General features: G+C 68.9%; 16 protein-coding genes. 9 read left to right on the top strand and 7 right to left on the bottom strand.

Features of this window, described 5'->3' with window-relative positions:
• Positions 1 to 189: 189 nt before the first annotated feature.
• From KEG38_RS39785 to KEG38_RS39770, 4 genes are all read left to right on the top strand, one after another.
• Positions 190 to 876 carry a hypothetical protein gene (locus KEG38_RS39785; protein WP_272425684.1) on the top strand — a complete coding sequence of 229 codons (687 nt, stop codon included), beginning with the start codon at positions 190 to 192 and terminating at the stop codon, positions 874 to 876.
• A gap of 707 nt (positions 877 to 1,583) precedes the next feature.
• A complete protein-coding gene (locus KEG38_RS39780; RefSeq protein WP_272425683.1) occupies positions 1,584 to 2,879 on the top strand; it encodes a hypothetical protein in 1,296 nt (431 codons plus the stop codon).
• Positions 2,876 to 5,071, top strand: coding sequence for a hypothetical protein (locus KEG38_RS39775; protein WP_272425682.1), 2,196 nt, complete (start codon positions 2,876 to 2,878; stop codon positions 5,069 to 5,071). The genes KEG38_RS39780 and KEG38_RS39775 overlap by 4 nt, the downstream gene beginning before the upstream one ends.
• Complete coding sequence (locus KEG38_RS39770; RefSeq protein WP_272425681.1) at positions 5,068 to 6,165, top strand: hypothetical protein; 1,098 nt, start codon at positions 5,068 to 5,070, stop codon at positions 6,163 to 6,165. Before KEG38_RS39775 ends, KEG38_RS39770 begins: the two co-directional genes overlap by 4 nt.
• Positions 6,166 to 6,376: 211 nt before the next feature.
• On the opposite strand, the gene KEG38_RS39765 is transcribed toward KEG38_RS39770, so the two are convergent.
• Positions 6,377 to 6,967, bottom strand: a complete 591-nt coding sequence (locus KEG38_RS39765; protein WP_272425680.1) for an RNA ligase family protein — start codon at positions 6,965 to 6,967, stop codon at positions 6,377 to 6,379.
• A 440-nt stretch (positions 6,968 to 7,407) separates the two neighbouring features.
• Here KEG38_RS39765 and KEG38_RS39760 point away from each other — a divergent pair, with 440 nt between their 5' ends.
• From KEG38_RS39760 to KEG38_RS39750, 3 genes are all read left to right on the top strand, one after another.
• Complete coding sequence (locus KEG38_RS39760; RefSeq protein WP_272425679.1) at positions 7,408 to 9,936, top strand: serine/threonine-protein kinase; 2,529 nt, start codon at positions 7,408 to 7,410, stop codon at positions 9,934 to 9,936.
• A gap of 168 nt (positions 9,937 to 10,104) precedes the next feature.
• Positions 10,105 to 10,437 (top strand): DUF2325 domain-containing protein, encoded by a 333-nt coding sequence (locus KEG38_RS39755; RefSeq protein ID WP_272425678.1) that lies wholly within the window; start codon positions 10,105 to 10,107, stop codon positions 10,435 to 10,437.
• 18 nt (positions 10,438 to 10,455) lie between these two features.
• On the top strand, positions 10,456 to 12,099 hold the full coding sequence (locus KEG38_RS39750; RefSeq protein ID WP_272425677.1) for an acyl-CoA synthetase: 1,644 nt from the start codon (positions 10,456 to 10,458) through the stop codon (positions 12,097 to 12,099).
• Positions 12,100 to 12,106: 7 nt separating this feature from the next.
• On the opposite strand, the gene KEG38_RS39745 is transcribed toward KEG38_RS39750, so the two are convergent.
• Genes KEG38_RS39745 through KEG38_RS39730 form a run of 4 tightly spaced genes read right to left on the bottom strand, consistent with a single transcriptional unit; the run spans position 12,107 to position 17,433 of the window.
• Complete coding sequence (locus KEG38_RS39745; RefSeq protein WP_272425676.1) at positions 12,107 to 12,790, bottom strand: STAS domain-containing protein; 684 nt, start codon at positions 12,788 to 12,790, stop codon at positions 12,107 to 12,109.
• Between the two features lie 44 nt (positions 12,791 to 12,834).
• The gene (locus KEG38_RS39740; protein WP_272425675.1) at positions 12,835 to 14,001 is read right to left on the bottom strand and encodes an FIST signal transduction protein; all 1,167 of its coding nucleotides are present in this window, start codon (positions 13,999 to 14,001) and stop codon (positions 12,835 to 12,837) included.
• Positions 14,002 to 14,059: 58 nt separating this feature from the next.
• Positions 14,060 to 15,088, bottom strand: a complete 1,029-nt coding sequence (locus KEG38_RS39735) for a threonine ammonia-lyase (RefSeq protein ID WP_272425674.1) — start codon at positions 15,086 to 15,088, stop codon at positions 14,060 to 14,062.
• Between the two features lie 17 nt (positions 15,089 to 15,105).
• Positions 15,106 to 17,433 (bottom strand): GH92 family glycosyl hydrolase, encoded by a 2,328-nt coding sequence (locus KEG38_RS39730; protein WP_272425673.1) that lies wholly within the window; start codon positions 17,431 to 17,433, stop codon positions 15,106 to 15,108.
• Between the two features lie 90 nt (positions 17,434 to 17,523).
• On the opposite strand from KEG38_RS39730, the gene KEG38_RS39725 reads away from it, so the two are divergent.
• Together KEG38_RS39725 and KEG38_RS39720 are read left to right on the top strand one after the other, a co-directional pair.
• The gene (locus KEG38_RS39725) at positions 17,524 to 19,044 is read left to right on the top strand and encodes a serine/threonine-protein kinase (RefSeq protein WP_272425672.1); all 1,521 of its coding nucleotides are present in this window, start codon (positions 17,524 to 17,526) and stop codon (positions 19,042 to 19,044) included.
• 12 nt (positions 19,045 to 19,056) lie between these two features.
• Positions 19,057 to 21,930: a TonB-dependent receptor domain-containing protein gene (locus KEG38_RS39720; RefSeq protein WP_272425671.1), complete on the top strand. Its 2,874-nt coding sequence runs from the start codon at positions 19,057 to 19,059 to the stop codon at positions 21,928 to 21,930.
• A gap of 67 nt (positions 21,931 to 21,997) precedes the next feature.
• Here the strand turns inward: KEG38_RS39720 and KEG38_RS39715 are convergent, their stop codons facing one another.
• Complete coding sequence (locus KEG38_RS39715) at positions 21,998 to 22,984, bottom strand: NAD(P)H-quinone oxidoreductase (RefSeq protein WP_272425670.1); 987 nt, start codon at positions 22,982 to 22,984, stop codon at positions 21,998 to 22,000.
• A gap of 52 nt (positions 22,985 to 23,036) precedes the next feature.
• Positions 23,037 to 24,608, bottom strand: a complete 1,572-nt coding sequence (locus KEG38_RS39710) for a type 1 periplasmic-binding domain-containing protein (protein WP_272425669.1) — start codon at positions 24,606 to 24,608, stop codon at positions 23,037 to 23,039.
• Position 24,609: the final 1 nt, after the last annotated feature.

The raw sequence follows: 24,609 nt of genomic DNA, 5'->3' as shown, positions 1-24,609 counted from the left end.
GCGCTGCCCCGGACCCCGCGGGGGCTACGCGCCCCTCGACCCGCGCCAGGGCCAGCCCTGGACCTCTAGTGGAAAAACTGCGCATAGCGCAGTTTTTCCAAGGGGCCGGCGGTGAAGCGACAACGGTGTCGCATGCTTGGTCATCTTCCCCCTTGACACGTCCCCCGCCGCCCCGGTTACCTTCCCCACATGGTAACCCATTTACGCACGAGCACCTCACCCCAGCTCGCCGCGGACATCTGCGCCGCCATTGCCGACGGCCTCACCAGCGACGACACCACGAAGCACCTCGCGCCCCTGTGGGAATCTCTCGCGGCCAAGGGCGACGCGCTCTCGGCGGAGCGCCGCAAGCTGGAGCGCGCGCTCGGCCGCGCGCGGGCGCGCCTCGCGGTCGCGGATGCACAATGGGATCCGGAGGTCGCAGCGTTTGGCAGGGACGTCGTCGACAAGACGGGCGGCCGCCGGGATGTGCCGCCCTATACGCGGTTCTTCAAGGTCGTCTCCCCGTCGGCGGCGCAGGATTTCGGGGTCGAGCGCGAGGTGAAGCAGGGCCGCGAATGGCTCGACGAGCTCGGCCGGAACCCGGACGAGCCGCTCGCATTGAAATGGACGCCGCGGCTCGGAGCGGTCACGGACAAGCTCGACGGGGCCTCGAAGGAACGCGCGAATGGCCTGCGCGCGCTCGCCTTGCAAGGCACGTCGGAGGAGCTTTACGTGGAGGACATCAACCTGGAGCTCGACCGGCTCGAAGGCGACCTGAAGAAGCTCTTCCCGGGGCAGCCGAAACGCGTCGCCGCCTTCCTGGAGCCGACGCGGCCGAAGCGGAAGCGTGAGGCGGACTCCGCAGACGAGGGGCAAGACGGCGAGGGTTCGTGAGGTAGATCGCGCGACAGGGTCGATCCGAACCTGGATCAGGGTGGTTGCGCGGCGCGCGGAGGTGACTCCCGGGGGGGAGCGCGCTGGTTGCGCGGGGCGCGAAGGGCGATCCTGGTCGGGAGGGAGGCGGTCGCGGGAGGCGCGAGGGGCGATCCAGGGCGGGAGTGCGCCGGTTGCGCGGAGCGACGGGGTGGATCGAGGCGTGGATCGCAGCGGTCGCGCGGGGCGCGAGGGGCGATCCAGGTGGGGAAGGAGGTTGGCGTGTCGGGGAAGGCGGATCGTCTGGCTGACATGTCAACTTCCGCCTCCGCTCGCGCGCCAGCACACACCTTCCGCCTTGACAAGCTGCGTCGTCCGTGCGCCTGTTGGGTCCGGGGATGCTGACATCGTATGGAGGGACCCAGCGCACCGCGAACCGGGCGTAGCGTTTGCCGCGTAGAAACAGACGCGGCCACCCCGGAGGCACGCTCCATCGGCGGCGGGGCAAAAGAGGGGTAAATCGCGAGCGTGATGCGCGTGGCGACGGCGCGCATCGAGCGATTGTCACGAATAACCCCGCGGCTCGGCCATAGGCGGCAGGAGATGTCAAGGCCGCATATCGTGCGCGCTTCTATCCGGCGAAGAATACAATGGAATCAGCTCATGCCGTCGACGTACGCCGAAATGCGTGGTTGGCTCTTCGCTGGTCCTTCGGTTATCCGATAGGCATGAAGTCAAAACCTTTCTTCCGCGCGGCGCTCCTCGCCGCGACGGGGGCTTTGTCCTCGTGCTTCCCGGGCGACGATCCCTCCCTGGGGCAATTCTGCGCGTCGCCGAGCGAAGGGGGCGAGTATTGTACGAGCACGAAACGCGGGCCGAGCAGCGCGTGGGCGGAGGCGAAGGCCCACGGAACATTGCCCATCCAGATGTGGGCCGAATGGCCGGAGGACGTGACGCGCGAGGAGGTCATCCGCAGCAGGAGCAAGCTCGACGCGTGGTTCGCGGATATCGACGAGGTGCTCTTCTATTTGCGCGTCAACGCGCAGAGCGCGGAATCGTATCGAGCGAGTATGGACGGCCGACTGGGAGACCTCCTCCGGCAAGCGAAGAGCAGGCAGCGGCAGATCCTATCGGAGGAGCCGGTCGACGCGATCGGGAATTTCAAGGCGGCGCTCGCGGAGAAAGCGAACGCCGAGAAAGACCCGCTCGTCGCCGAGATCGCGATCGACAAGCAAGCGATGAGCGCGGCGCGGTCGGTCCTCGACGGCGCGAAGGAGGACGCCTCGCCGCTCGGCGCCGCATACAAAAACCTCGTCGCGGAGTATTCGAGCTATCGCGCGACCGAGGCGGTCGAGACAGCGGCGTACGAGAAGCTCGCGGGCGATGCGTCAACGACGACGCTCGATACGATCGACGACGTCGAGAAGGCGATCCTGAACGCCGCGAAGGCCGCGAGCGCGAAGCCGAACGACCTCGTGCTCCATGCGCTCGAGCTGTCCGCGGAGATCCAGCAATTCGAGCTCACGTCGGAGGAGGCGATCGCGCCGCACACGGAATTCATGGCCGCGCACGCCGCATCGATGCCGGACATGACGTCGGGCGCAGAGCGGTCGATCAACGCGATGCTCGGATACGTGGAGCAGCGGGTCAAGCGCAGCGACAAGACGGCGACGTCGCTCGTGACGGGGCTCGTCTTGCGACGGCACGCGCTCGCCTTGCTCGGCGCTGGCCCGGACGCGGGCGAAGATGCGATGGCGTCGCGCAGCGCGCAGGCCTCCGCCGCATTTCAGGCGGACACCGGCGCGCTCCTCGCGCAGCTCGACGAGGCCGGCGCGACGGAGAACGCGCTCGGGTCGCCCGATGCGGCGAAGCGCCGTCGAACGTTGAAGACGCTGCTCCAGTTGAAGCCGCTCTGCACGGAGGGATCGTCCTCGTTCCGCGAGGCTGCGTGCAAGCCGCTGCGGCAGCGGTTCGCGGCGATGGCGGCGGAGCTCGATACGCTCGAAAGCACGGAGGGGTTATGAAGAGGTTTCTTTGCCTGGCGGTCCTGCTCCTTGCATGTGTCCTTCCGATGACGGCGCTCGCGGGGACGCCGTATACCGTGCATTGGGAGATGCACCAGGAGAGCAACTCCTGCGAGGACGCCAGGCTCGGCATGGAAGGGGGCGCCTATTTCCACGGGAATGGGATGCCGCTGGCCACCTTCGAGGTGCCCGGGGCCTACTTCGCGAGCCCCGACGGTTCGCGGAGGAACGTGGCGGAGGCCCCATTCGATTCCGTGCTGCTGCGCATGGGCGCGAATGAGTTCTCGTTCGGGGTCAGTGCCTCCACCGGCAACAACACCTGCGTCCATTCGCAGAATATCGTGACGCTCGTCGCGCCGACGCTCGGAATTCAGAAGCCGCTGTTCAACGTCCGCCGCGATGGGACGGCCTTCAGCGGCAGCACGCAGGTCGGCCTCGCGCTTGCCGAGATCAACCCACCGCTCGCGCAGGCCATCACGAACCTGGAAGTGGCCATCGCGCACGAGCGAGAGGCGCTCCTCGCGAACGCGTCGGCGATCGCGGATCTCGACGAGCGGCTGAGCTTCTTGCGGGAGCTCGATCTGGAGCTGCACGATCTGGTGCAGAGGCCGCTCGATGAGATTTCGCAGGTGGATCTCGACGCGATCCTCGATCGATACACGGGCGTCGTCGACGAGGCGACGCGGGCGGCGCTGAAAGAGTTGATCGACGATTTGAAGCAGAGCGTCGTCGACCTGCAAAACGAGCTCGCGAGCCTGGCCGCGGAGTTCGGCGCGCAGGCGGACGCGGTGGCGGACTTCCTGACGGCGGACGCGCGCGCCGATGGGTTCGATCCGGACGATCCGTTCCATTACGGGCTCGGCCCGAGCGGGACGCCCTCGGTCGACATCCCGGATCTTTCGGGTGTGCCGGGCGCGTTCGAGCCGGGGAACGATCCTTATGCGGCCTACGCGGACGCGGTGATCGCGGCGCTTGAGGAGGACGTCTCGGGGGGCAAAGTCGTCGATCGCGGCTCGTTCGTCGCGACGGTACGCGCGTGGCGGGCGAACCAGGCAGCGATCGAAAAGGCGCTGCTGTCGGGCTCGGGCGTGACGCAGGCCGAGATGAGCGCGTTCTTGAACGCGCAGAACAAGGTGACGAACCACCTCAAGCATTACATGGACGCCGCGGATTGGTTCCTGGATTCGCAGGTGCCGGCGGACGTGCGCGCGCAGGTGGACGGGGTCTTGAAGAACCTGTACGGCGCGCACGCGGAGCAGTTGAAGGACGCGCTCAATGCAATGGGGGGCGGTGACGGGGGCACGATCGATCTGGAGAAGACGCACCTCTTCCAGATGATCCGGGGGTTTTCCGCGGGGGTGTCGGAGCTCGGCGACGTCGCGGCGCCCTACGTCGACGTGATGGTGACGATGACGCACGCGGCGACGCGGATCGGGATCGGGTTCGTGCCGTACGTGGGGGCGGCGCTCGATTTGTGCGAGGCGGTGACGGGGAAGGAGTTGTGTTTGCCCGACGGGAGGGAGCTATCGCTCGGCGAGCGGATCTTCTCGGCGGTCGGGACGGGCGTGGGGGCGGGCGTCGCGTTCCACAAGGGCATGAAGAATGCGCCGATCGGCGCGGTCGGGAAGGCGACGGCGCAGGGCGTCGTGGAGTTCGGACCGGAGCTCGTCGAGGCGCTGAGCAAGAGTCGGATCAAAGAGTGGAGAGGGATCAAACGCGGGGCCTTCAAGCTCAGCGAGAAACTCGAGCACGTGTTCGAGCGAGACGTGGCGCTCCACTTGATCAAGAAGGAGGGACACAAGATGCTCGCGCTGGGGGACGGCGAAGTGCGCCAAGTGGTAGGTATCCTCCCGAGCGCCCAGGTTCGGGGCGTCTCCAGGGCCTGCGATTTCCTCACGGTCTCGCCGAACGGCGGGTTCGTCCTCAGCGACTCGAAGTTCGTCGGCCCGAAGAGCACCGTCAACGTGCCGAAGGCGCTCGAGCAGTTCAACAACGTGATGGCCGCGCTGGGCAAGAAAAACGTTGCCGGCTTCGTGGAGCGGGCGCAGATTGTCATTCCGGCTGGCGGGAGGCTCAAGGAGGGTTTTAAGATCGGAGAAGGTGGGAAGTTGACCAGCACAGCCACAGGAGAGCTCGTGAAGGTAACCGGAGCGAAGAACGTCGAGCTCGTCGTCCACGTGGTGGAGTTATGAGAAGAAAGTGGAACCGCAAGCCAGCGGGCGAGGGCCCCAGGCCTTGGCCGACGTTCCTGGCGTGGTGCCCCGAGGGCAAACGTTTCGAGGCCTTCGCGTCGGCCTTGTCGACCTTGGTGGGCGCGTCTGGGCATTGGCTCGTATCGCGTTTCATGGTCATGGGCGACGATGACACGGAGTATCTCCTGCCCCCGGAGCAAGCGGCCGAGTTGAAGCGCCCAGGGTACGAGAAATACGGGTGCAACAGCGCGCAGCTCGACGATTTTCGGGCGGCGTCCGGCCGTGAGCTTGCATTCCGTGTCAACGTGCAACTGGATTGGAAGGCAGATAAATTCTTCCTGGGCGGATGCGGAGGCAGCGCGCTCGACATCGGTTTCTGGTACAAGGGGTTCGAGGAGGGCTTCCTCCTGCCGGCGGAGCTGCCGCGGCTGAAACACGGAGGTCCCTCGTCCCTGGCCATGGAGGCCGGGGTCGCTTGGAAAATCGCGCTGATCGACAGCTACGACCTGCTCGTTCGGTTTTGCACGGCGAGCCCAGCCATCACGACAGGCGGCTGTGGCGAAGGGCCGGACTGGGGCGCTCCCATGACCATGGCGGGGACCTACCACGCGGATGGATATCCCGGCCGCGATCTCGCGCTGACGTGGATGCGCCTCCACGACAAGGAGCGGATCGATCTCGCCGTGAACTCTCCCCTCGACGTGCTCCGGGCGCGCGTCGAAGCGTCGCCGCGCGGGAGCAGCGTCTGGATCATCGATGAAGAACGATTGGCGCGCGAACAAGTGCTCGCAGCGCTCGACCTGCCTCCCAAGGTCTTGATCGAGGCCCTCGAGGCGGCCCAAGAGAAGCTACATCCCACATGGGAAGCCATGCAATGGGAGCTCTCTCGCCTGATCGATGAAATCGGACGATCCCCCGCCGACGAGCGGGAAATGATCCCCGTGACCGAGGAGCACATCCGCTTCATCGAGGAGCACACGCCGGCGTACGTCCGGCGCCTCGACAATGGCGCGATCGTGCTGATGGCCCACCCCGACCGCACGCTCTGGCCCCTCTGGTCGGATGCGCTCTCGCTGCTCGGGATTCGGCCGTAGGGGGCTCGGCCTACCGTCTCGATGGGCAGGAACGTCGCCGTCTTGCCTCGGCCTGTTCGATGAGCTGCGCATCGCGCAGGTCATCGAACACGGGTCCAGCGCTTGCGCTGGTCCGGGGTGAAGGGGGCGGAGAGCCCCCTTCTGGGGCCTGGGGCGACGCCCCAGCGCGGCGGCGGCCTCACCTCGAAGGCCGTCGCTCTCTTGTTCATGGCTACTCCTTGCCCCGCCCCTTCGGGGCCTCGTCCTTCTCCAGCGTGACCTTGAACAACCCGCCCGAGGCCGAGTGGAGGATGACCACGCCCTCGGGCTGCATGAAGCCGGGCGCGGCGCGCGAACCCTCCTTGCGGAGAATGGCCAGCGCCTCCTCGGTGACGGTGCGGATGTCCATACCCTGCGCCAGCACTGGGACGACGCCGCAGCACGCCGGACGCACCGCGTCGTCCTCCCAGCGGTGGGTGTCGAAGAGGCTGAAGCGCCTCTCCTTCAAGCCGTAGCGCCGCTGAATGCCCGCTCCCCACCACTCGCCGTAATGCAGGCCCGGCCCGAGGCCGGTGATGAGTTTTTCGCGATGCTCCTCGACCCAGCGCGCGAAGCCGAAGTTGTCGTCCTGCGACGTGATCCACTTGCTCCTGGACCCCGCGAGGATGATCGTCGGGGTCGGCCCACCGGCGCGATGGGGGACGGGCTCGCCGATGTAGATGCACCCATTGGTCCCGTCGATCTTCTCCGTTGCGACGCACAGCCGGTTGAGGCGCGGGATCTTGGGGAACTGCTCGAACGTCGGTCTGACAATCTCGTTCATGGAGAAACCTCCACGGTTCTCGTTCCTGGTCGCGGACCCGTATGAAGCCGCCCTTCCTCCGCGAAGCTCGTGGGCACGAAACCCTCGCTCAGGTAGAGTTTCTTCGCAACCTCGTTGCTCTTTCGGACCGTGAGCATCATCGGGCCGGAGAGCTTGTCGATGGCCTCTGCCTCTCCGTCCCGAGGGCCGGAGCGGCAGGAACGTCGCCGCTCTTGCCACGGCCTGTTCGATGAACTGCGCATCGCGCAGTTCATCGACCCCGGGTCCAGCGCTTGCGCTGGTTCGGGGTGAAGGGGGTGGATAGCCCCCTTCTGGGGCCTGGGGCGACGCCCCAGCGCGGCGGCGTCCCCAGAACGAGCCTGACCCCGCTTCCCCTACCGCTCGCGCCTGGGTATAACGGCGCCGCGCGTTTCGCAGGGAAAACCGAGAGGAGCACGTCCGTGGGCGACGATCGGAACGAGCAGGGCGAAAGGGCCCCGGGCATGCGCCCCGACGACGCGCTGCCCGACCTCGATCCCGAGCCGCGATCCATCGCGCCGCCGAGCACCATCCCCCTCTCGCCGGGCACCGTCGTCGCCGACAAGTTTGCCCTCCAACGGGTCATCGCCTCGGGCGGCATGGGCACGGTGTTCGAGGCGTGGGACACGCTCATCGAGCGCAAGGTCGCGCTCAAGCTCATGCACCCGCACTACGCCACCGACCCCTCGATGGTGGCCCGCTTCCGCCGCGAGGCGCAGGCCGCGGCGCGTGTGCAGCACCCGAACATCGTGAACGTGCTCGAGGTCGGCCGCCGCCGCGACGGCGCGTTTTACCTCGTGCAGGAGCTGCTCGTCGGGCAGACCTTGCGCGAGCACCTCGACGCGCGCGGGCCGCTCGAACCCGACGAGGCCCTCGCGATCCTCGTGCCCGTGATGAGCGGCATCGCGGCCGCGCACGCCTCCGGCATCATCCACCGCGATCTCAAGCCCGAGAACGTGATCCTCTCGCGTTCGCCCTCGGGCGAGATCATCCCGAAGATCATCGACTTCGGCCTCGCCAAGCTCCACGAACCGGGCAAGCAGAGCCTCACGCGCCTCGGCATGCTGCTCGGCACGCCGCAGTACATGGCCCCCGAGCAGGTCCTCGCCGAGAAGGTCGACACGCGCGCGGACGTCTGGGCGATGGGCGTCGTCACGTTCGAGATGCTCTCGGGCGTGCAGCCCTTCGGCGCCGAGGGCCTCGCCAGGCTGCTCGCGAAGATCGTCTCGTCCGAACCGCCGCCTTCGCTCGACTTCGTCGCGCCCAAAGCCGCGTGGCCCTTCGCGCCCGTGGTCGCGCGCGCGCTCGCCCGCGACCTCAAAGAGCGCTTCGCCACGATCCTCGATTTTCGTGACGCCCTCTGCGAGGCCCACGGCGGCGCGCGCCTGCTCGTCGGGCACGCGGCGCCGCACGCGGGGCAGCTCGCGGTGCCGGGGCTCGTGGACGTCGTCCCGATCGAGGATCCGGTCCTCGACGCGCCGGTGCACGACCTCGCCGAGGGGTTTGCCGCGCACCATGCCGACGATGGCGGTGGGTACGTCCGGGTCAACCGCCCGCCGCCCCCCATGCCGCCACGCCCCGCCGCAACGCCGCAGCGGCCGCGCGTGCCCGTCTTGACCCCGCTCCCGGCGTCTCGGACCGAATGGGGCGGCCCGGAGAGCCGAAGCCAGACGGACGAGGATCCCGTCAAGCTCGCCGAGGAGGCGCTCGACGTGAACGCCCTCGGCGACGCGATTCGCTGGGCCGAGATTGCGCTCGAAGTGCCAGGCGAGAGCGAGGACGTCCGCGGCAAGGCCTGGCTCGTGCTCGCCATCGCGCATCGCTGGCTCGGCCATTACAGCGAGGCCGCGCGCGCGGCGCAGGAGGCCATGGCCCGCATGGCGCGTGGCTCGAACGGCTGGCATGCCGCGTTCGGGCACCTCGTCATCGCGTACGGCTACCTCGGACGAAAGGATCGCCTGCTCGCGCGCGTCGACGAGCTCGTCCAGCTCGAAGAGGAGGAGGGCGTCACGACCGAGGCGCACCTCGTGAGCGCCTGCCGGCTCGCCATTTTCGTCATCCGCGCGGGCGTCCCGCCGCTCGGCCGCAAGCTCGCGCGGGACGCCCACAGCCGCGTCGCGCGGGCGGGCGCCGTGGGCCCATTCCTGCGGGCCTGGCTCGCCGCGGCCCGGGCCGAGATCGCCATCTTCGAAGGGGACCCGGCGGCGTATCTGCGCCGCGTCGAGGCCGCCGTGGACGGTTTCACGGAAGCGAGCGACGTCCGCAACGCCTGTGTGCAGCGCACGAACGTCGGGCTCGCGTACATGCACCTCGGCGCTTACGATCGGGCCTGTTTCGGCTTGCGGCGGGCCGTCGCCGTGGCCGAGCCCATGCAGCTCGATTTCGTCCCGTTCGCCCAGGGCGCGCTCGGGTATTGCCTCGCGCACCTCGGCCGCGACGCCGAGGGGCTGCCGATCATCGAGGCGGCCCTCGAGACGTCGCGCCAGCGCAAGGATCGGCGCCGCGAGGCGGGCCTGCTCGTGCACGCGGCGCGGATCCGGGCGATGCAGGGCGATCACGTCGGGGCGGTGACGCTCGCGCGCACGGCCGCGGAGGAGGCCGAGGACATCCCGGCCCAGCGCGCGTATGCGCTCGCGGTGCTGGCGAGCTCGCTGCTCGCGGAGGGCCACACGGTCGCCGCATTGGCGCCTGCGAGCGAGGCGGCGAGCCACCTCGACCGGATTGGCGGCATCGAGGATGGCGAGGCATTGACGCGGCTCGTGCAGGCCCTCGCGCTGCATGGCACCGGCCAGGAGGCCGATGCCAAGCGCCGCCTCGGCGAGGCGCGGCGGCGCCTTCTGGAGAAGGCCGACAAGATCGGCGACCGGCGCTTCCGGCGAAGTTTTCTGGAGCAGGTGCCGGATCACCGGCGGCTCATCGAAACCGCGGCGCAATGGCTCGGGCCGGCGTGACGTCACGCTGAGCGTATCGTTCGCCACGGAGACCCCCTCCTTGCCAGCTTGTCAGAGCGCGCTTCGGGCGGGTCGACATTTTGACCGGGAATAAAACGCGTCACCCTGCGAAATGCGGGGAAATCGCGATCGTCCTTGCTGGCCCGGGGCTTGCGATGGACGCCTGGCATGAGCCGAGAAGCCCTTGCCAGAGAGGTCGAGAAGGATTCGCGTGGTGGTCGGACCGTGCTCGTGATCGGCGGCAGCGGCGGAATGTCGGACAGGTACCGTGACGTCGCCGAGAAGCACGGCTTGACCCTCAAGCACTACGAGACGCGCGTGCCGAAAGGGGTGCGTCGCGACGTGGGGAAGGTCGCGCTCGTCATCATCATGGTGACCATGGTCTCGCACGCGCTCCGGGATCAGGTGCAAAACCTTGGGATCGACGACGCGCCGGTCGTGTATCTGCGGAGCGCGTCCGTCTCGGCGCTACGAGGCGCGCTCGAACAGTGGGAGGCGTGATACGCTCCCGCGCCGAGCATGAGCACGAACCGGAACCCTTACGAAGAATTGCCTCGAACGAAGGCGAACTACGCGCCGCTGACGCCGATCACGTTCCTCGAGCGCGCGGCGGCGGTGTACCCGGAGCGCGTTGCCATCGTGCATGGCCGCATCCGTTTGACCTGGTCCGAGGCGTACGAGCGCGCGCGGCGGCTCGCCTCGGCGCTCACGCGGCGCGGGATCGGCGTGGGGGACACGGTGGCCGTGCTCCTGCCAAACATCCCGGCCATGCTCGATACGCATTTTGGCGTCCCGATGACCGGCGCGGTGCTGAACACGCTGAACACGCGCCTCGACGCGGCTACGATCGCGTTCATGCTGGATCACGCGGAGGCGAAGGTCCTCCTCGTCGATCGTGAGCTTTCGGGGATGGCGAAGCAGGCGCTCGCGCTCGCGCAATCGAAGCCGCTCGTCGTCGACGTGGACGATCCGATGTACGAGGGGCCGGGCGAGCGCATCGGCGCGCTCGAATACGAGGCCTTCCTCGCGGAGGGCGATCCCTCCTTTTCGCCGCGCATGCCCGAGGACGAGTGGGAGGCGATCTCGCTCAACTACACCTCGGGGACGACGGGCGATCCCAAGGGCGTCGTCTATCACCACCGCGGCGCGTATCTGAATGCCATTGGCAACATCGTCACCTGGAGCATGCCGAAGCACGCCACGTACCTGTGGACGTTGCCCATGTTCCACTGCAATGGCTGGTGTTTCACCTGGACGGTGGCGGCGAACGCCGGGACGAACGTTTGCCTTCGAAAGGTCGACGCGCGCCACGTCTTCGAGGCGATCCGCGAGTACCGGGTGACGCATTATTGTGGCGCGCCGATCGTGCACGCGATGCTGGTGAACGCCGATCCCGCGCTCCGGGAGGGGATCGGGCACCGTGTCCATGCCATGGTAGCCGCGGCGGCGCCGCCGGCGGCGATGATCGAGGGCATGGAGCGGATGGGCTTCGATCTCACGCACGTCTATGGTTTGACCGAGACCTACGGGCCCGCCGCCGTCTGCGAGAAGCACGAGGACTGGGCGGCGCTCGACATCAGCCATCGCACGGAGCGCATGGGCCGCCAGGGCGTGCGTTACCTCGTCGAGGAGGGGCTCACCGTGATGGATCCCGAGACCATGGAGCGCGTGCCCGAAAATGGGGACGTCATGGGCGAGGTCGTGTTCCGCGGGAACATCGTCATGAAGGGATACCTGAAGAACCCGCGCGCCACCGAGGAGGCTTTCCGGGGCGGCTGGTTCCATTCGGGCGATCTCGCCGTCCTCCAGCCGGACGGGTACGTGAAGATCAAGGATCGCTCGAAGGACATCATCATCTCGGGCGGGGAAAACATCTCCTCGCTGGAGGTGGAGGACACGCTCTATCGGCACCCCGCCGTGCTCGCCGCGGCCGTCGTCGCCGCGCCGGATCCGAAATGGGGCGAGACCCCGCTCGCGTTCGTCGAGACGAAGGAGGGCGCCGCCATCACGGAGGCGGATCTCATCGCGTTTTGCCGGACACACCTCGCCCATTTCAAGGCGCCGCGGAAGGTCGTCTTCGGCCCGCTCCCCAAGACCTCGACCGGCAAGATCCAGAAGTTCTTGCTGCGCGAGCGCGCGCGGTCGACGGACGCGATCGAATAAAAAGGTTTTACGTGCGGGCCGCGCGCGGGGTGCGTGAGGCGTGCGCGATGGCCTGCTTCAGGCTCGATCGCGTCCGGATCCGCGAAAGATCCACGCCGAGCTCGATCACCGTGCGGGCCACGTCCGCGCGCAGGCCCGAGAGCTCGACCTCGGCGCCGAGCAGGCGCGCTGCGTGCGCGACCCGAAGCAGGTGCTCCGCGGTCTCGGCCGTCATCGCGTGAATGCCTGTCAAATCGACGACCACGTGCCGCGCCGACGAACGCGCGACCTCGTCGAGCAGCGCGTTCGTCATCATCTCGGCGCGGCGCGCGTCGAGCTCGCCGATGAGCGGCAGCACCACGACGCCGTCGAGCACGTGGAGGATCGGCGTGGAGAGGGCGAGGATCGCCGCTTCTTTCTGGGCGACGAGATCCATCTCGGCTTGAAGCGCGGCCTCGGCCTCCTCGGCGCTCGCTTTTTGCAGATGCGCGAGCGTGGCGAGCCGCTCCTCGTTCCGCTCGGCAGTCGCCTCCAGATCCCGCACCGCGGCCTCCGCCGCGCGCGCCCTTTGCCCGAGTTTTCGGTGTGCCCGCGCGGCCTCGTGGTGGCGCGTCACGAGCAGACGCACGATCGGCGAGGCGCCCTCGCCGCATTGCAGCGGGCATTCGTCGCAGCCCCCGAGCTGCTCCCAAAAATCGTCGAGGGAGTGCATCGCGTCTTCCCGTTCGAGAACGCAGGACTTGCAACGCATGGCCTCTAGCCCTCGAGCAGCGCAAGGGTGAAGGTCTCGTTGTGGCACATGCTGACGCCGTCGACCGGGGACAGCTCGCCGTGCGTGTAAAACCCGGCCTTCGGGATCGACCCGAGCCGTTCGAGCGGCTTGTGGAGCTCGTCGCGGTACCTCGTGCCCAGCACGAGCTTGCGCGCCACGCAATCGAAGAGGAGCGCGCACGAGGGGTTTGGCATGGCACGCAGGGCTCGCTCCGTCGCCACCTCGGCCGCTCGGATCACGTCGTCCCGCGTCCCGGTCGTCATGCGCACGAGCGTGCCCTCGGGCACATCCCCGCCGAGGATGAGCGCTTTGCGCTGGATATCGATCCCGGCGACGGCCCGGAGCACGGCGATTTCGCCTTCGGCCGGTCGGTATGTGCCTTCGAGGCCGCCCACGACCGCGAGCGGGAATTCGACGGCGAGCGAGGCCACGGCGACCGCGCGGGCGCCGAGGTACTCCTGATAAAGCTCGAGCGCCGGGCGATCGTCGATCGTCCGCACGACGTTGCCCTTCTCGACCCCGGTGATCCGGTGCTCCCCGCCGACGGGAATCCAGCCGCTGCGCGCCGCCGTCGCGATCCGAATGGGCCCCGAGAACACCACGACGGACGCGCCGCCCGAGACCACCCCTCCATCGGCTATCTGGTAGGCTCGGTCGAACTGCCCGAGATTCCCGGCGCCTCCGCCGACCATGGGGAACGTCGCGCCGAGCACGTCCTGCAGGCCGCGGAGGACGTACGGCCCGTTGACACGCAGGCTATCGTAGAACATGAGGAGCAGGCTTGGTGCGAGGGCCCGCGCGCGCTCGCCGAGGCGCCGCCCGAGCGCGCGATCGTCCCCGTCGTTCGATACGTCGAGGAGCGGCGTCACGCGCAATGCGCTGCCGAGCCTGAGCCCCATGGCCGTGACGGACTCCGTGAGGCCGCCGCGACCGTCGATCTCGGCGAGGCTCGAACACCCCGCAATCCGCGCGTCGCTGCCGAGGCGGCCGCGCAGGCCGTCGAGCATGGCGCGGCCGTCGTATTTCGCGGACGCGAAGAGCAAGACGAAATCGGGCCGGCCGCCCATCACGTCGATGAGCTCGTCCGCGGCGTCGCGGCCCGCGCGGCGGGCGTCGTCGTGGACGATGGATATCGTGGACGCCTCGAGCATGGTTCCCCCCCCTCGATGACATCCGATGGTGGGCGAATGTTCGCGGGCTTGTCAAGGCTCAGGCTTCGTTTCGTCCTGCCTCCGGAGGCGAAAGAATGGCGCGGAGCGTTGCTTCCGATACGTTGCGCCCGGTAACGACATTCACCACCCGCGGCCGCGCCACGCCGGTCCGGGCGAGATCGATCTTTCCCGCGAGCAACGCCGCGGCGCCCACGGCGGCCGAGCCCTCCACGACGAGGCGCTCCTCGCGCAGGAAATGGCGCATCGCCTCGGCGATCTCGGCCTCCGTGACGAGGACGAGATCGTCGAGAAAGCGCCGGCAGAGGTCGAACGTGATCGAGCCCTGCTCGACGTTCCCGGCCAAACCGTCCGCAAGGCTCGGCAGCTCCTCGGCCTCGGTGACGTGGCCCGCGGCGAGGCTTTTGTGCATGGCGGGCGAGGCCTCGCTTTGCACGCCGACGACGCGGGTGCGGGGCGCGATCGATTTCACGTAGAGCGCGATGCCCGCGGCGAGGCCGCCACCGCCGACGGGGACGAGGACGAGATCCACGTCGGGGAGGTCGGCCAGGATCTCGAGGCCGACCGTGCCCGCGCCGGCGATGACGTCGGCGTCGTTATAGGGCGAGACGAACGTGAGCCCGCGCTCGGCCTCGATACGCCGGCCGTCGGCCTCGGCGACGTCGTAATTGCCCACGGAGACGATGAGCTCGACGGGGTAACGCCAGAGCGATTCGAGCTTGGCGGGAGAAACCGTGCGGGGCACGACGAGCGTCGCGCGCGCGGAGAGCTTGGCGGCGGCGTGGGCGAGGCCGAGGCCGTGGTTGCCGGCCGAGGCGGCCACGAACCCGCGCCGAAAGACCTCTTGCTCCTCGTCGCGCAACCGCAGGAGCTTGTTCGCCGCGCCGCGCACCTTGAACGAGCCCGTGGGCTGGAAGAGCTCGAGCTTGTGGAAGACGTCCGCCGGGATCATGGCCGAGAGCGGCAGGCTCGGATCGAGCGGGGTGGTTCGAATGAGGCCGCTCGGCGCGAGCCTCTTCGCCGCGGCGAGCACGTGCCGCGGTGAGACGGAGGGGAGGGGGGCGTTCATGTCGTTGAAATGGTTTGTCAGGGCGTGGTGACGCCAAAGGGACCGGGGGCGGGGCCCATCTCGAAGTGGAGCGTGCCGCCCTGGGCGAGATCGCCGTGGAGGATTTCGGGTTTGTCGAGCGCGACACCGTTCCAGGTGACGGATTGCACGTAGATGTTCTGGGCCGAGACCGCGGGGGCTTCGACGACGATCGTGCCTCCCTTCACGGCGATCTCCAGGCGGGGGAAGAAGGGCGTGCCGAGGATGTACCGATCGGTGCCGGGGATCGGATAGAAGCCGGCAGCCGTGAAGAGGTACCAGCAGGAGAGGGTGCCGCCGTCGTCGTTGCCGGCGAGGCCGCTGGGTTTGTCCGTGTAATGAGCGTTCGCCACCCAGCGGACGTATTTCTGCGTGAGGTCCGCGCGGCCGACCTGCGCGAATCCATAGGCCGCGTGGATGTCCGGCTCGTTGCCGTGCCAGTAGGCATTCCGCGGCGCCGCCGACGCAAAATTGTCCTCGATGGGGCGCTCTTCGAGGTCGGCGATGGATTCCTCGAGGAAGCGCTGGAGCTTCTCGACGAACGGCGCTTGCCCGCCGAGGAGCTCGGCGATCCCGGGGATGTCGTGCTGCGCCCAGAGGCTGTGCCAGCCGTTCGCCTCGGCGTAATGGTCCGAGATGGAGTACGGGTTGTAAGGGCTCTCGACGAAGCTGCCGGCCTCGTCCTTGGCGCGGATGAAGCCCGTCGCGGGATCGAAGAGATTTCGGTGGTTTTTCGCGCGTTCGGTGAACATGGTCGCGTCGTCCGTCAAGCCCAGCGCCTTCGCGAAGAGGCCAAGCGCGAGGTCGTCGTGCGCGTATTCGAGCGTGTGCGAGGCCGAGCGGCCGACGCTCGACGGCACGTAACCATACTCCATGTACGGCACGACGTGGCCACGCCCGCCGCGCCCGCCGGGCGGATCGACCGGATCGACCGCGGCCCGGCGCGCGATGGCGTAGGCGCCCTCGGCGTCGAAATCGGTCACGCCCTTGATGTAGCTGTCGGCGAGCACCACGTCGGCGCTGGCCCCGATCATCGTGCCCGCTTCGCCCGTGGCAATGGGCCATTTCGGGAAGAAGCCGGAGATCTCGGCCATGGCATGCAGCGATCGGACCGTGTCGCGTGCGGCCTCGGGCGCGACGAGCGAATAAAACGGGGTCACCGTGCGGTAGGTGTCCCAGAGCGATTGATCGGTCAGGAAGGAAAAACCGTCCGCGGTGCGCTGCTCTCCGCCGTAGAGGTAACTCCCGTCGACGTCGCTCGACGCGGTGGGCATGAGGAACGCGCGGTAGAGCGACGAATAAAAGATGCGCCGCTCGGTCTCGGTGCCGCCCCAGAGCTTCATGCGGCCGAGCAGATCGCTCCAGGCCGTGGCCGTCTTTGCCCGCGTGCCCTCGAAATCCCAGTCCGGGATCTCGGTTTCGAGGTTTTCCGTGGCGTTCTCCAGCGAGACGAACGAGAGCCCGATCTTCAATTCGATCACCGCGTCCGCGCCGAGATCAAAGGAGAGCGCGAAGCCGACCTTCGTGCCGCTGCCGCTCGTCCCCTCCGCGGGCGCGTCGCCGTTCGACCAGACCTGCGCCGCTTTCCACGCCGCGCGCGTCCGGGCCTCGAAGAAGACATCGTAGCCCCCGAAGCCGCCCGACATCCCGCCCACGTGATGGAGTTTGCCCCGGATACGTTGCGCCTCGGGCTCCAGCGTGAACTCGGCCTGCGTGACCTCGCCTCCGCCCAGGTGATGATCGAGATCGAAGACGACGTGCCCCTCCTTCGTGCCGGCCGGATACCCGTGGCGATGCTGCGCCGCGTGCCGCGTCGCCGTGAGCTCGCTGTGGATCGAGCCCCGATCCAGGGTGACCTCGTAATACCCGGGCGAGGCCCTCTCCGTCGCCTTGTCGAAGTGCGATTCGTAGCCGGGCGCCGAGAAGCGGGACGCCTCGAACGCGTCGATCGGCATCACCCCGAGGATGCCGTAATCGGTCGCGCCCGTGCCGTGCAGGTGCAGGTGCGAAAAGGCCCGGACCTGGTCGTCGCCGGCCCAGTAGCCCGAGTAATGCAAAAAATTGATGGTATCGTAGGGGCCGCGGGTGTCCGGGCCGACCTTCGCGAGCCCGAACGGCGCCGCCGCGCCGGGGAAGGCGCTGCCATTCGCGAAGCCGAAGCCGCCGCTGCCGACACGCGGATCGGCGTAGACGAGCGGATCCTCGACCATCGTCGGCCTCTCCGTGGGCACGTCCTGCGGCTCGAGCGTGCAGCCGGTTCCGCCGAGGACGTTCGTCAGACCGAGCACGAGGAGGGGCGCGAGGGATCGATCGAGGCGAGGCGGCATACGCGCGATGCGAACACGAAGGCGACGCGGGCGTCAACCCGAGCCTTGCGACGACGCGCGAGATCCCTTAGCGTGGATTTCGCGCTTGGCATGAATGACCTCATCGGCGGCCGATACCGGATCGAACGCAGGCTCGGTGCAGGCGGAATGGGGGCCGTCTACGAGGCCACCGATACGCAGAGCGGCGCGCGTGTCGCCGTGAAGGTCGTGACCGCGGAGGTCGCGCGGAACGAGGTGCTGCTCGGGCGCTTCGAACGCGAGGCGCGCGCGGCGCGGGGCCTCGACACGCCGCACGTGGTGCGCGCGCTCGACGCGGGCCGCGACGGCCACTCGGGCCTGCCGTTCCTCGTGATGGAGGTGCTCCAAGGCGAGGACGTGCGCGCGCTCTTCAAGCGGCTCGGCCCGATCCGCCCCGATCTCGCGGTGCGTATCGTGGTCCAGGCCTGCCGCGGGCTCGACGTGGCCCACGCGCAGCGCATCGTGCACCGCGACGTGAAGCCGGCGAACCTGTTCCTCACGCGTGGCCCGAGGCCCGGCGAGTGCACGGTCAAGATCCTGGATTTCGGCATCGCAAAGCTCGCCCCCGATCCCGAGAGCATGGCCGAGGCCGGCGAGCTGACGAGCTTGACGCAGACCGGCAGCATGCTCGGATCGCCGCTCTACATGGCGCCGGAGCAGGCGCGCGGGCACAAGCAGATCGACGGGCGCGCCGATCTCTGGTCGCTCGGCGTGGTGCTCTACCAGGCCCTCACGGGCGTGACGCCGCACCGGGACAGCGGCGCGCTCGGGGAGCTCATCATCGCGATTTGCACCGAGCCGGCCGAGCGCGTGGAGCGGCTCGCGCCGTGGGTGCCGCCCGAGGTGGCGGCGGTCGTGCATCGCGCCCTCGATCTCGATCCCACGCAGCGTTTCCAGAGCGCCGCAGAGATGCACGCGGCGCTCATCGCGCTGCTCCCGCCCGGCGAGGCGAACGCCGCGATCCACGAGCGCATGCTGGTGCCGCTGCCCGAGCCGGAGCGCGCGCGGGTCTCGGTCCTGCCGCCGCGCCCGCCGACGCTCTCGCAGCCGCCTCCGGCTCCTCCGCGGGGGCTGGCGGAGGCGGGTTCGCACATGATGGCGGAACCTCCGACGATGCGCTGGTCGGGCGCGGCGCTCGGGATCTCGGCCGAGACGCCGGCCGCCATGCAGATCGGCGCGCCTTCGTCGGCGCCCGCGGCGATCACGCAGGCGACGCCGCCGAAGCGACGCTCGAGCGCGCTGGCCTTCGTGGCCATGGCGGCCCTCGCGCTCGTGGTGGGCGGGAGCGTCGCGTTCGTGGGGCTGCGGTTGCCCGAAGGGTCCGGACAAACAACGGTGGAACAAACCCCGGCAGGACAAACCAATCCGGGGCAGGCGTCGCCCGGCATTTCGCCCACGAATACGCCGGTCGCGGAGCCCGCGGTCACGACGGGGCAGGCCGAGACGGAGGACGTGCCTGCGCCGAGCGCCGCGCCGGCGGCCCCGAGCGCGAGCGGTTCTTCCCGAGGCCTCGCGCCCTGGCCCCGCGCGACGACGCGTGCATCCGCCGCGCCGAAGCCCCCGGGCAAGAGCGACATTTACCTGGGCCGGTGACGTGTGTCTTTGATGAGGCCTCCTCGTGTCCTCGGACCGATTTTCGCCGCCGCGCTCGTGCTCTTCGGCGCGGCGCGCGCCTCCGCCGACGGGCTCGCCGACGAGGCCGAGCTCCATTTCCAGCTCGGCGCCGCCGATTACCAGAAGGGCGATTACACCAGCGCGCTCGAGCATTTTTTGCTGTCGAACCGGCTCGTCCCGAACCGGCGCGTCGTGTTCAACATCGCGCGCTCGTTCGAGCAGCTCCGGCAATGGCCCGACGCGCACCGCTATTACGTCGACGCCCTCGCCGGGGAGACGGATCCCACGGCGATCGAGGCCTCGAAATCGGCGATCACGCGCCTCGCGCCGAACGTGGCGATCCTCGACGTCGTCACGGATCCGCCCGGCGCCACCATTTACATCGATCGAAAGGATCTCGGCTCGCGCGGCCACGCGCCGCGGCCGCTCGCCGTCAACGAGGGGAAATACCGCATCATCGCCGAGCTCCCAGGGTATGAGGTCGCGACGAGCGAGGAGGTCGTGGCCAAGCGGGGGAGCGAGGCGCGCGTTTCGCTCTCGCTCGTCCGGATCGTCGGCAAAGTGAAGGTGGCCGTGACGGGTGCGCCGCGCGCGGCGGTGCGGGTCGACGAGGAGTCGGGCCCGCCCGCGTGTGTCGCGCCGTGTGAGCTCGCGCTGCCGCCGGGCAAGCACGAGCTTTATGTGACCGCGGAGGGCGCCTCGGCGCCGGCGCGACCGGTGAATGTGGTGGCGGGCCAGACGACCGAGGTGAGCCTCACGTTGCGGCCGCCGGTGGGCATCGTCGTCGTGGGGACGACGGAGGCGGGCGCGCTCGTGACCATCGACGGGCGCGCGGCCGGTTTTTCGCCCGCGGTGATTCGCGAGGTGCCCGCGGGCGCGCGGCAGGTGCGCGTGAGTTTGCCCGGGCACGCGCCCGTGGTGCGCGACATCGTGGTGCGACAGGGCGAGCAGGTGGATCTCGGCACGCTCGACCTCGTGCCGCTGCGCGAAGTGACGGCGGCGTCGCGGTTCGCCGAGCGGATCGAGGACGCGCCGAGTTCGGTCACGGTGATCGATCGGCGCGAGCTCTCGGCGTTCGGGTATCCGACGATCGCGGAGGCGCTTCGCGGCGTGCGCGGCGTGGCCATCGCGAACGACCGGGGGTACGCGTCGGCCTCGATCCGCGCGATTGGCCAGCCAAACGATTATGGAAGCCGCGTGCTCGTGCTCTCGGACGGGCAGGCGCTCAACGACAACCTCCTGAACAGCTCGTACATCGGCTCGGACGGCCGGGGCGATCTGCACGACGTGGACCGCATCGAGATCGTGCGCGGCCCGGGATCGCTGCTCTACGGCGCCGGCGCATTCTCGGGCATCGTGAACCTCGTGACGCGCTCGCGCGAGGAGCCCACGGGCGTGCACGTGGGCGTCGGGAGCTACGACGGCGCGGTCTTGCGTGGGCGCGGCGGGTTTCACCTGCGGAAGGGGCAAGACAAGGGGATCTGGGCGAGCGGGTGGGGCGCGCAATCGGACGGCTTCGATCTGGAGGTGCCGATCACGGGCCAAACCGAGCCGTACCGGGCGCGCGGGGTCGAGGCCTTCCAGGCGGGCGGCACGGCCGGGCGCGCGTACTGGGGCCCGGCGACGATGCAATGGCTCGTCCATCATCGGACGCAGTCGATCCCGGTCGGCGCGTACGCGACGGCGGTCGGCAATCCGCGGACCTCGTTCGGTGATACACGCATGATGCTGGAGGCGCGCTTCGAGCCGCGCCTGACGCAATCGCTGCAATTGCTCGTCCGCGCGCACGCGAATCGCTACGTCTATCACGCGACGTACGCGTTCGACGACGAGGTCGACAACATCGAGGATTTCGCGGGCACGTGGCTCGGCGGCGAGGCGCGGCTCGTGTATTCGCCGGGGCAGCGGCTGCGCGTCACGGTGGGCGGCGAGGGGCAATGGCACCCGGAGGCGACGCTCCAGGGCCGCGAAGATGTCAATCGCGTGACCACGGAGCGATACCTGGACGAGCGGCAGCCTTATCGGTTCGCCGCGGGGTATGCGCTCGCGGAGGGCGCGCCGCTTCCGTGGCTCCGGCTCTCCGGCGGCTTGCGTATCGACGTGTACAGCACGTTCGGCGCGGTGTTCGTGCCGCGCGCGGCGATCATCACGCGGCCCGTGAAAGACGGCACCCTCAAGCTGATGGGCGGCCGCGCATTCCGGGCGCCGAGCATTTACGAGCAGCTCTACAACGACAACGGCCAGTCCCACGAAAAACCCACGCAGCAGCTCGACGCCGAGAAGATCTGGTCCGGCGAGATCGAGTACACGCAACGTTTCCTCGAAGACTGGGCGGCGCTCGTGGCCGTGCACGGGAGCCACATCGACGGGCTCATCTTCACGAAGCCGATTCCCGGGCGGCCCACGGTGGCATACGCGAACAGCGACACGGGCATGCTCGTGCTCGGCGCGGACGCCGAGATCCGGCGCGAATGGCGCAAAGGGTGGATGCTCGCCGCGACGTACGGATATCAGCGCGCAACGTACCTCGACGAGACGCTCGCCGATCCGCGGGTGCTCAATGTACCGGAGCACCTCGCCGGCTTTCGTGGCGTGATTCCGGTCGTGCCCTCGATCGCGTCGCTTGGACTCCGCATGACGCTGGAGGCGCCGCGCCTGCTCGTGGGCGGCGGCGCGACGGGGACCCAGGTGGTCGGCGATGTGACGGTGTCGGGCGAGGTGAAATCGTACGGAATTCGGTACGTCGTGGGCGTGTACAACATCGCCGACCGCCGCGTGCTCGTGCCCGTGACGGATACGTTCCAGAGCCGGACGATGCCCCAGAATGGGCGGACGTTTCTGGTGGATCTCGTCGGGACCTACTGAGGAGGGCGCCGAACGGTCGGCGCCCTGCGAGATCGCGCAGCGAGCTCGCCTCGCGTCCCCCTCGAGACTAGACCCGAGCGTCGAGCAAGACCTTGCCGAACGACACGTTCGACGCGACGTACCGGTGGGCCTCGACCGCCTCCGAAAGCGGAAACACGCGATCGACCACGGGCCGCACGATTCCCCGCGAGAGCCACGGGCCAATCGTGCGCTCGAGCAATTTCGCCGCCTCGATCTTCTCCTCGATCGGCCGCGACCGGAGCACCGTGCCGATGACCTCCAGCCGCTTTTGCAAAAGCACGCCGAGCGGGACGGGCGCGCTCGCTCCCGCCGTCAAGCCCACGATGACAATGCGGGCCTTCTTCGCGGCCGCGGCAAGGGTCTCCGGGACGTAGGCGCCGCCCACGAGGTCGAGGACGACGTCCACGCCGGCCCCGCCCGTGCGGGCGAGGACCTCGGCCGCGAAGACGCCGCCCGGGACGACGATGCCCTCGTCGAGGCCGAGCTCGCGGCATCGATCGAGTTTGTCCGCGGTGCGGCTCGTGCCGATCACGAAGCAGCCGAGCGCGCGGGCGATCTGGACGCCCGCGGTGCCGACGCCGCTGCCCGCCGCATGCACGAGGACCCGTTCGCCGGGCGCGAGGCGGCCACGCACGAGGAGCGCGTCGAGCGCCGTCAGAAATGCCTCGGGAACGGCCGCGGCGTCCTCGTCGGAGAGGCCCGCGGGCGCGGGGACGACCTCGCGCTCGTGCGCGACGAGCCGCTCGGCATAAGCGCCGCCCGCGATGATGCCGTAGACGCGCTCGCCGCCCGAATACCGGGTGACGCCGGGGCCGACGGCGTCGACCGTGCCGACGTATTCGAGGCCAGGAATGTCGGCGGGGACGCCGGGCGGGGCAGGGTAGAAGCCGGCGCGCTGGAGGAGGTCGGCGCGGTTGACGCCCGTGAGGTGGACGCGGACACGGACGTGGCCGTAGGGCGGGTCGGGATCGGGCAGGTCGCGGAGCTCGAGGACCTCGGGTCCCCCGGGAGAACGAATGACGACGGCGCGCATGGGCCGCGTGTAAGCGGGGCGCGGCGGGAACGCAAGCCGCGCGGGCGTCCGATCACGGGGGGTCTTTGACCGTGACCGTCACGAACTGGTCGTTCGAGACGGCCCAGATCTCGATGCGGCCCGGGGCCTCGCCGGTCGCGGGCTCGAAATTGAGCGGGCCCGAGGTGCCGGAGATGTTGATGTTGCCGCCCGCGGCGAGCGTGCTCTTCCCCTTGGGCCAGGCGGTCGAGGTGATATCGATGATATCCCCCGAGGCCAGGCGCCCCATGCCCTCGGCCACCTGCCGGCCGTCGTAATCCGTCCCCTGGCGCGAGGCCCAGATGACCCCGTACGCGCCGACGTACGTGGCGTCGTAGGCATGCGCGGTGAACGAGAAATCGGCCGGATCCGTGTCGAACTGCGACTGCATGTTCGCGCGGAAGGTCTCGTAGATCTGCCCCGAGGGGCTCGCGGGCGCGGTGCCCTGGGAGCCCGCGATCATCTGCTTCACCTCGGAGGAGAGGTTCGGATCGAGCAGCTTCGTCGCGTCCTTGGCGCCGTCCGTGAAGAAGAACTTACGCCCCGCGACCGGCTTGCCCACCATCGCCTTCAAGATCTCGACGGTTTGTCCCGCCTGAACCGTGATCACGAGGACGCCGGCGGGGTTGTACATGTCGACATCGGAGGCGAGCTTGGCGAGCGCCGCGGGATCGGAGAGCTTGGCCTCCTCGATCGGGAAGAGCTGGGACTTGTCGAGCCCGTACCTCTCCCGGAAGACGGTGGCGAGGCCCTGGCCGTACGCGTCGCTGACGTAGGCGACGGCGACGTTGCCGCCCGCGACGACAGGGTCGGGTGAGATCACGTCGTTCGCCATGACGAGGCCCTGGTGCGTGTCGCTCGGACAGGTGCGCCAGAAGAGCCCCGGCTCGTTCGTCGCGAGGCGATCGTCGGCGTCCGTGAGCGCCGGGCTCGTCGCCGAGGGCGAGATGATCACCGTGGGATACTGCTTCTCCTTGAGGCGCGCGATGAGCCGGAGCGAGTCCGAGGAGGAGAGGGGGCCGACGATGTACGGGACGCCAAGCGTGCCCGCAAGGTAGTCGAGTGCAGCCTGGTTGAGCTCGTCGCGCGCGGCGCCGGTCGCGGTGTTGTTCTCGCCGCCGTTGTCGCAGACGACAACAGCCATGCGCTGACCGCGGTTGAGTTTGTCGCTGCCATTGATCTCGCGCACGGCGACGCGGACCGACTGCGTGAGGACCTCGTCTTTCGCCTCGCCGATCGAGAAGATGCTGCCGATGACGAGCGGCGCGTCAGGGCCGGCGAGGGGCCGGTCAGCGAGGTCCGCCGGCTCGAGGATCGTGCTGCACTGCGGGTGCTTGGGGAACGCCGAGACGCAGACGCCGTCGACGCACGCGCCGCCGCCGCCGAGCTTGCGGCAATCGTGGCCCGTGGAGCACGCGGGCGGATCGGTGCAGTACCCCGCGACACACGTGCTGTTCGGGCCGATCGCGAGGACGCACTCGTCGTCGCTCTTGCAGTCGTCCTGCGTGACGTTGCCAAGCGAGCATGCGCCAGAGGCGACGAGGGTCCCGCCGGCCACGAGCAAACCAAAAAGGATTCCAGTTCCCCGGAGAAGTCGTGCAAGCATG

This window comes from Polyangium jinanense (assembly GCF_028435265.1).
GTDB classification, from domain to species: Bacteria; Myxococcota_A; Polyangia; order Polyangiales; family Polyangiaceae; genus Polyangium; species Polyangium jinanense.
Note: the sequence above shows the minus strand (reverse complement) of the source record. Positions and strands in the feature narration are given on the sequence as shown.

Coding starts and splice junctions, on each gene's coding strand:
- KEG38_RS39710 (WP_272425669.1), bottom strand. CDS start 24,608: ATGCTTGCACGACTTCTCCGGGGAACTGGAATCCTTTTTGGTTTGCTC.
- KEG38_RS39720 (WP_272425671.1), top strand. CDS start 19,057: ATGAGGCCTCCTCGTGTCCTCGGACCGATTTTCGCCGCCGCGCTCGTG.
- KEG38_RS39715 (WP_272425670.1), bottom strand. CDS start 22,984: ATGCGCGCCGTCGTCATTCGTTCTCCCGGGGGACCCGAGGTCCTCGAG.
- KEG38_RS39730 (WP_272425673.1), bottom strand. CDS start 17,433: ATGCCGCCTCGCCTCGATCGATCCCTCGCGCCCCTCCTCGTGCTCGGT.
- KEG38_RS39740 (WP_272425675.1), bottom strand. CDS start 14,001: ATGCTCGAGGCGTCCACGATATCCATCGTCCACGACGACGCCCGCCGC.
- KEG38_RS39770 (WP_272425681.1), top strand. CDS start 5,068: ATGAGAAGAAAGTGGAACCGCAAGCCAGCGGGCGAGGGCCCCAGGCCT.
- KEG38_RS39745 (WP_272425676.1), bottom strand. CDS start 12,790: ATGCACTCCCTCGACGATTTTTGGGAGCAGCTCGGGGGCTGCGACGAA.
- KEG38_RS39785 (WP_272425684.1), top strand. CDS start 190: ATGGTAACCCATTTACGCACGAGCACCTCACCCCAGCTCGCCGCGGAC.
- KEG38_RS39725 (WP_272425672.1), top strand. CDS start 17,524: ATGAATGACCTCATCGGCGGCCGATACCGGATCGAACGCAGGCTCGGT.
- KEG38_RS39755 (WP_272425678.1), top strand. CDS start 10,105: ATGAGCCGAGAAGCCCTTGCCAGAGAGGTCGAGAAGGATTCGCGTGGT.
- KEG38_RS39765 (WP_272425680.1), bottom strand. CDS start 6,967: ATGAACGAGATTGTCAGACCGACGTTCGAGCAGTTCCCCAAGATCCCG.
- KEG38_RS39775 (WP_272425682.1), top strand. CDS start 2,876: ATGAAGAGGTTTCTTTGCCTGGCGGTCCTGCTCCTTGCATGTGTCCTT.
- KEG38_RS39780 (WP_272425683.1), top strand. CDS start 1,584: ATGAAGTCAAAACCTTTCTTCCGCGCGGCGCTCCTCGCCGCGACGGGG.
- KEG38_RS39735 (WP_272425674.1), bottom strand. CDS start 15,088: ATGAACGCCCCCCTCCCCTCCGTCTCACCGCGGCACGTGCTCGCCGCG.
- KEG38_RS39750 (WP_272425677.1), top strand. CDS start 10,456: ATGAGCACGAACCGGAACCCTTACGAAGAATTGCCTCGAACGAAGGCG.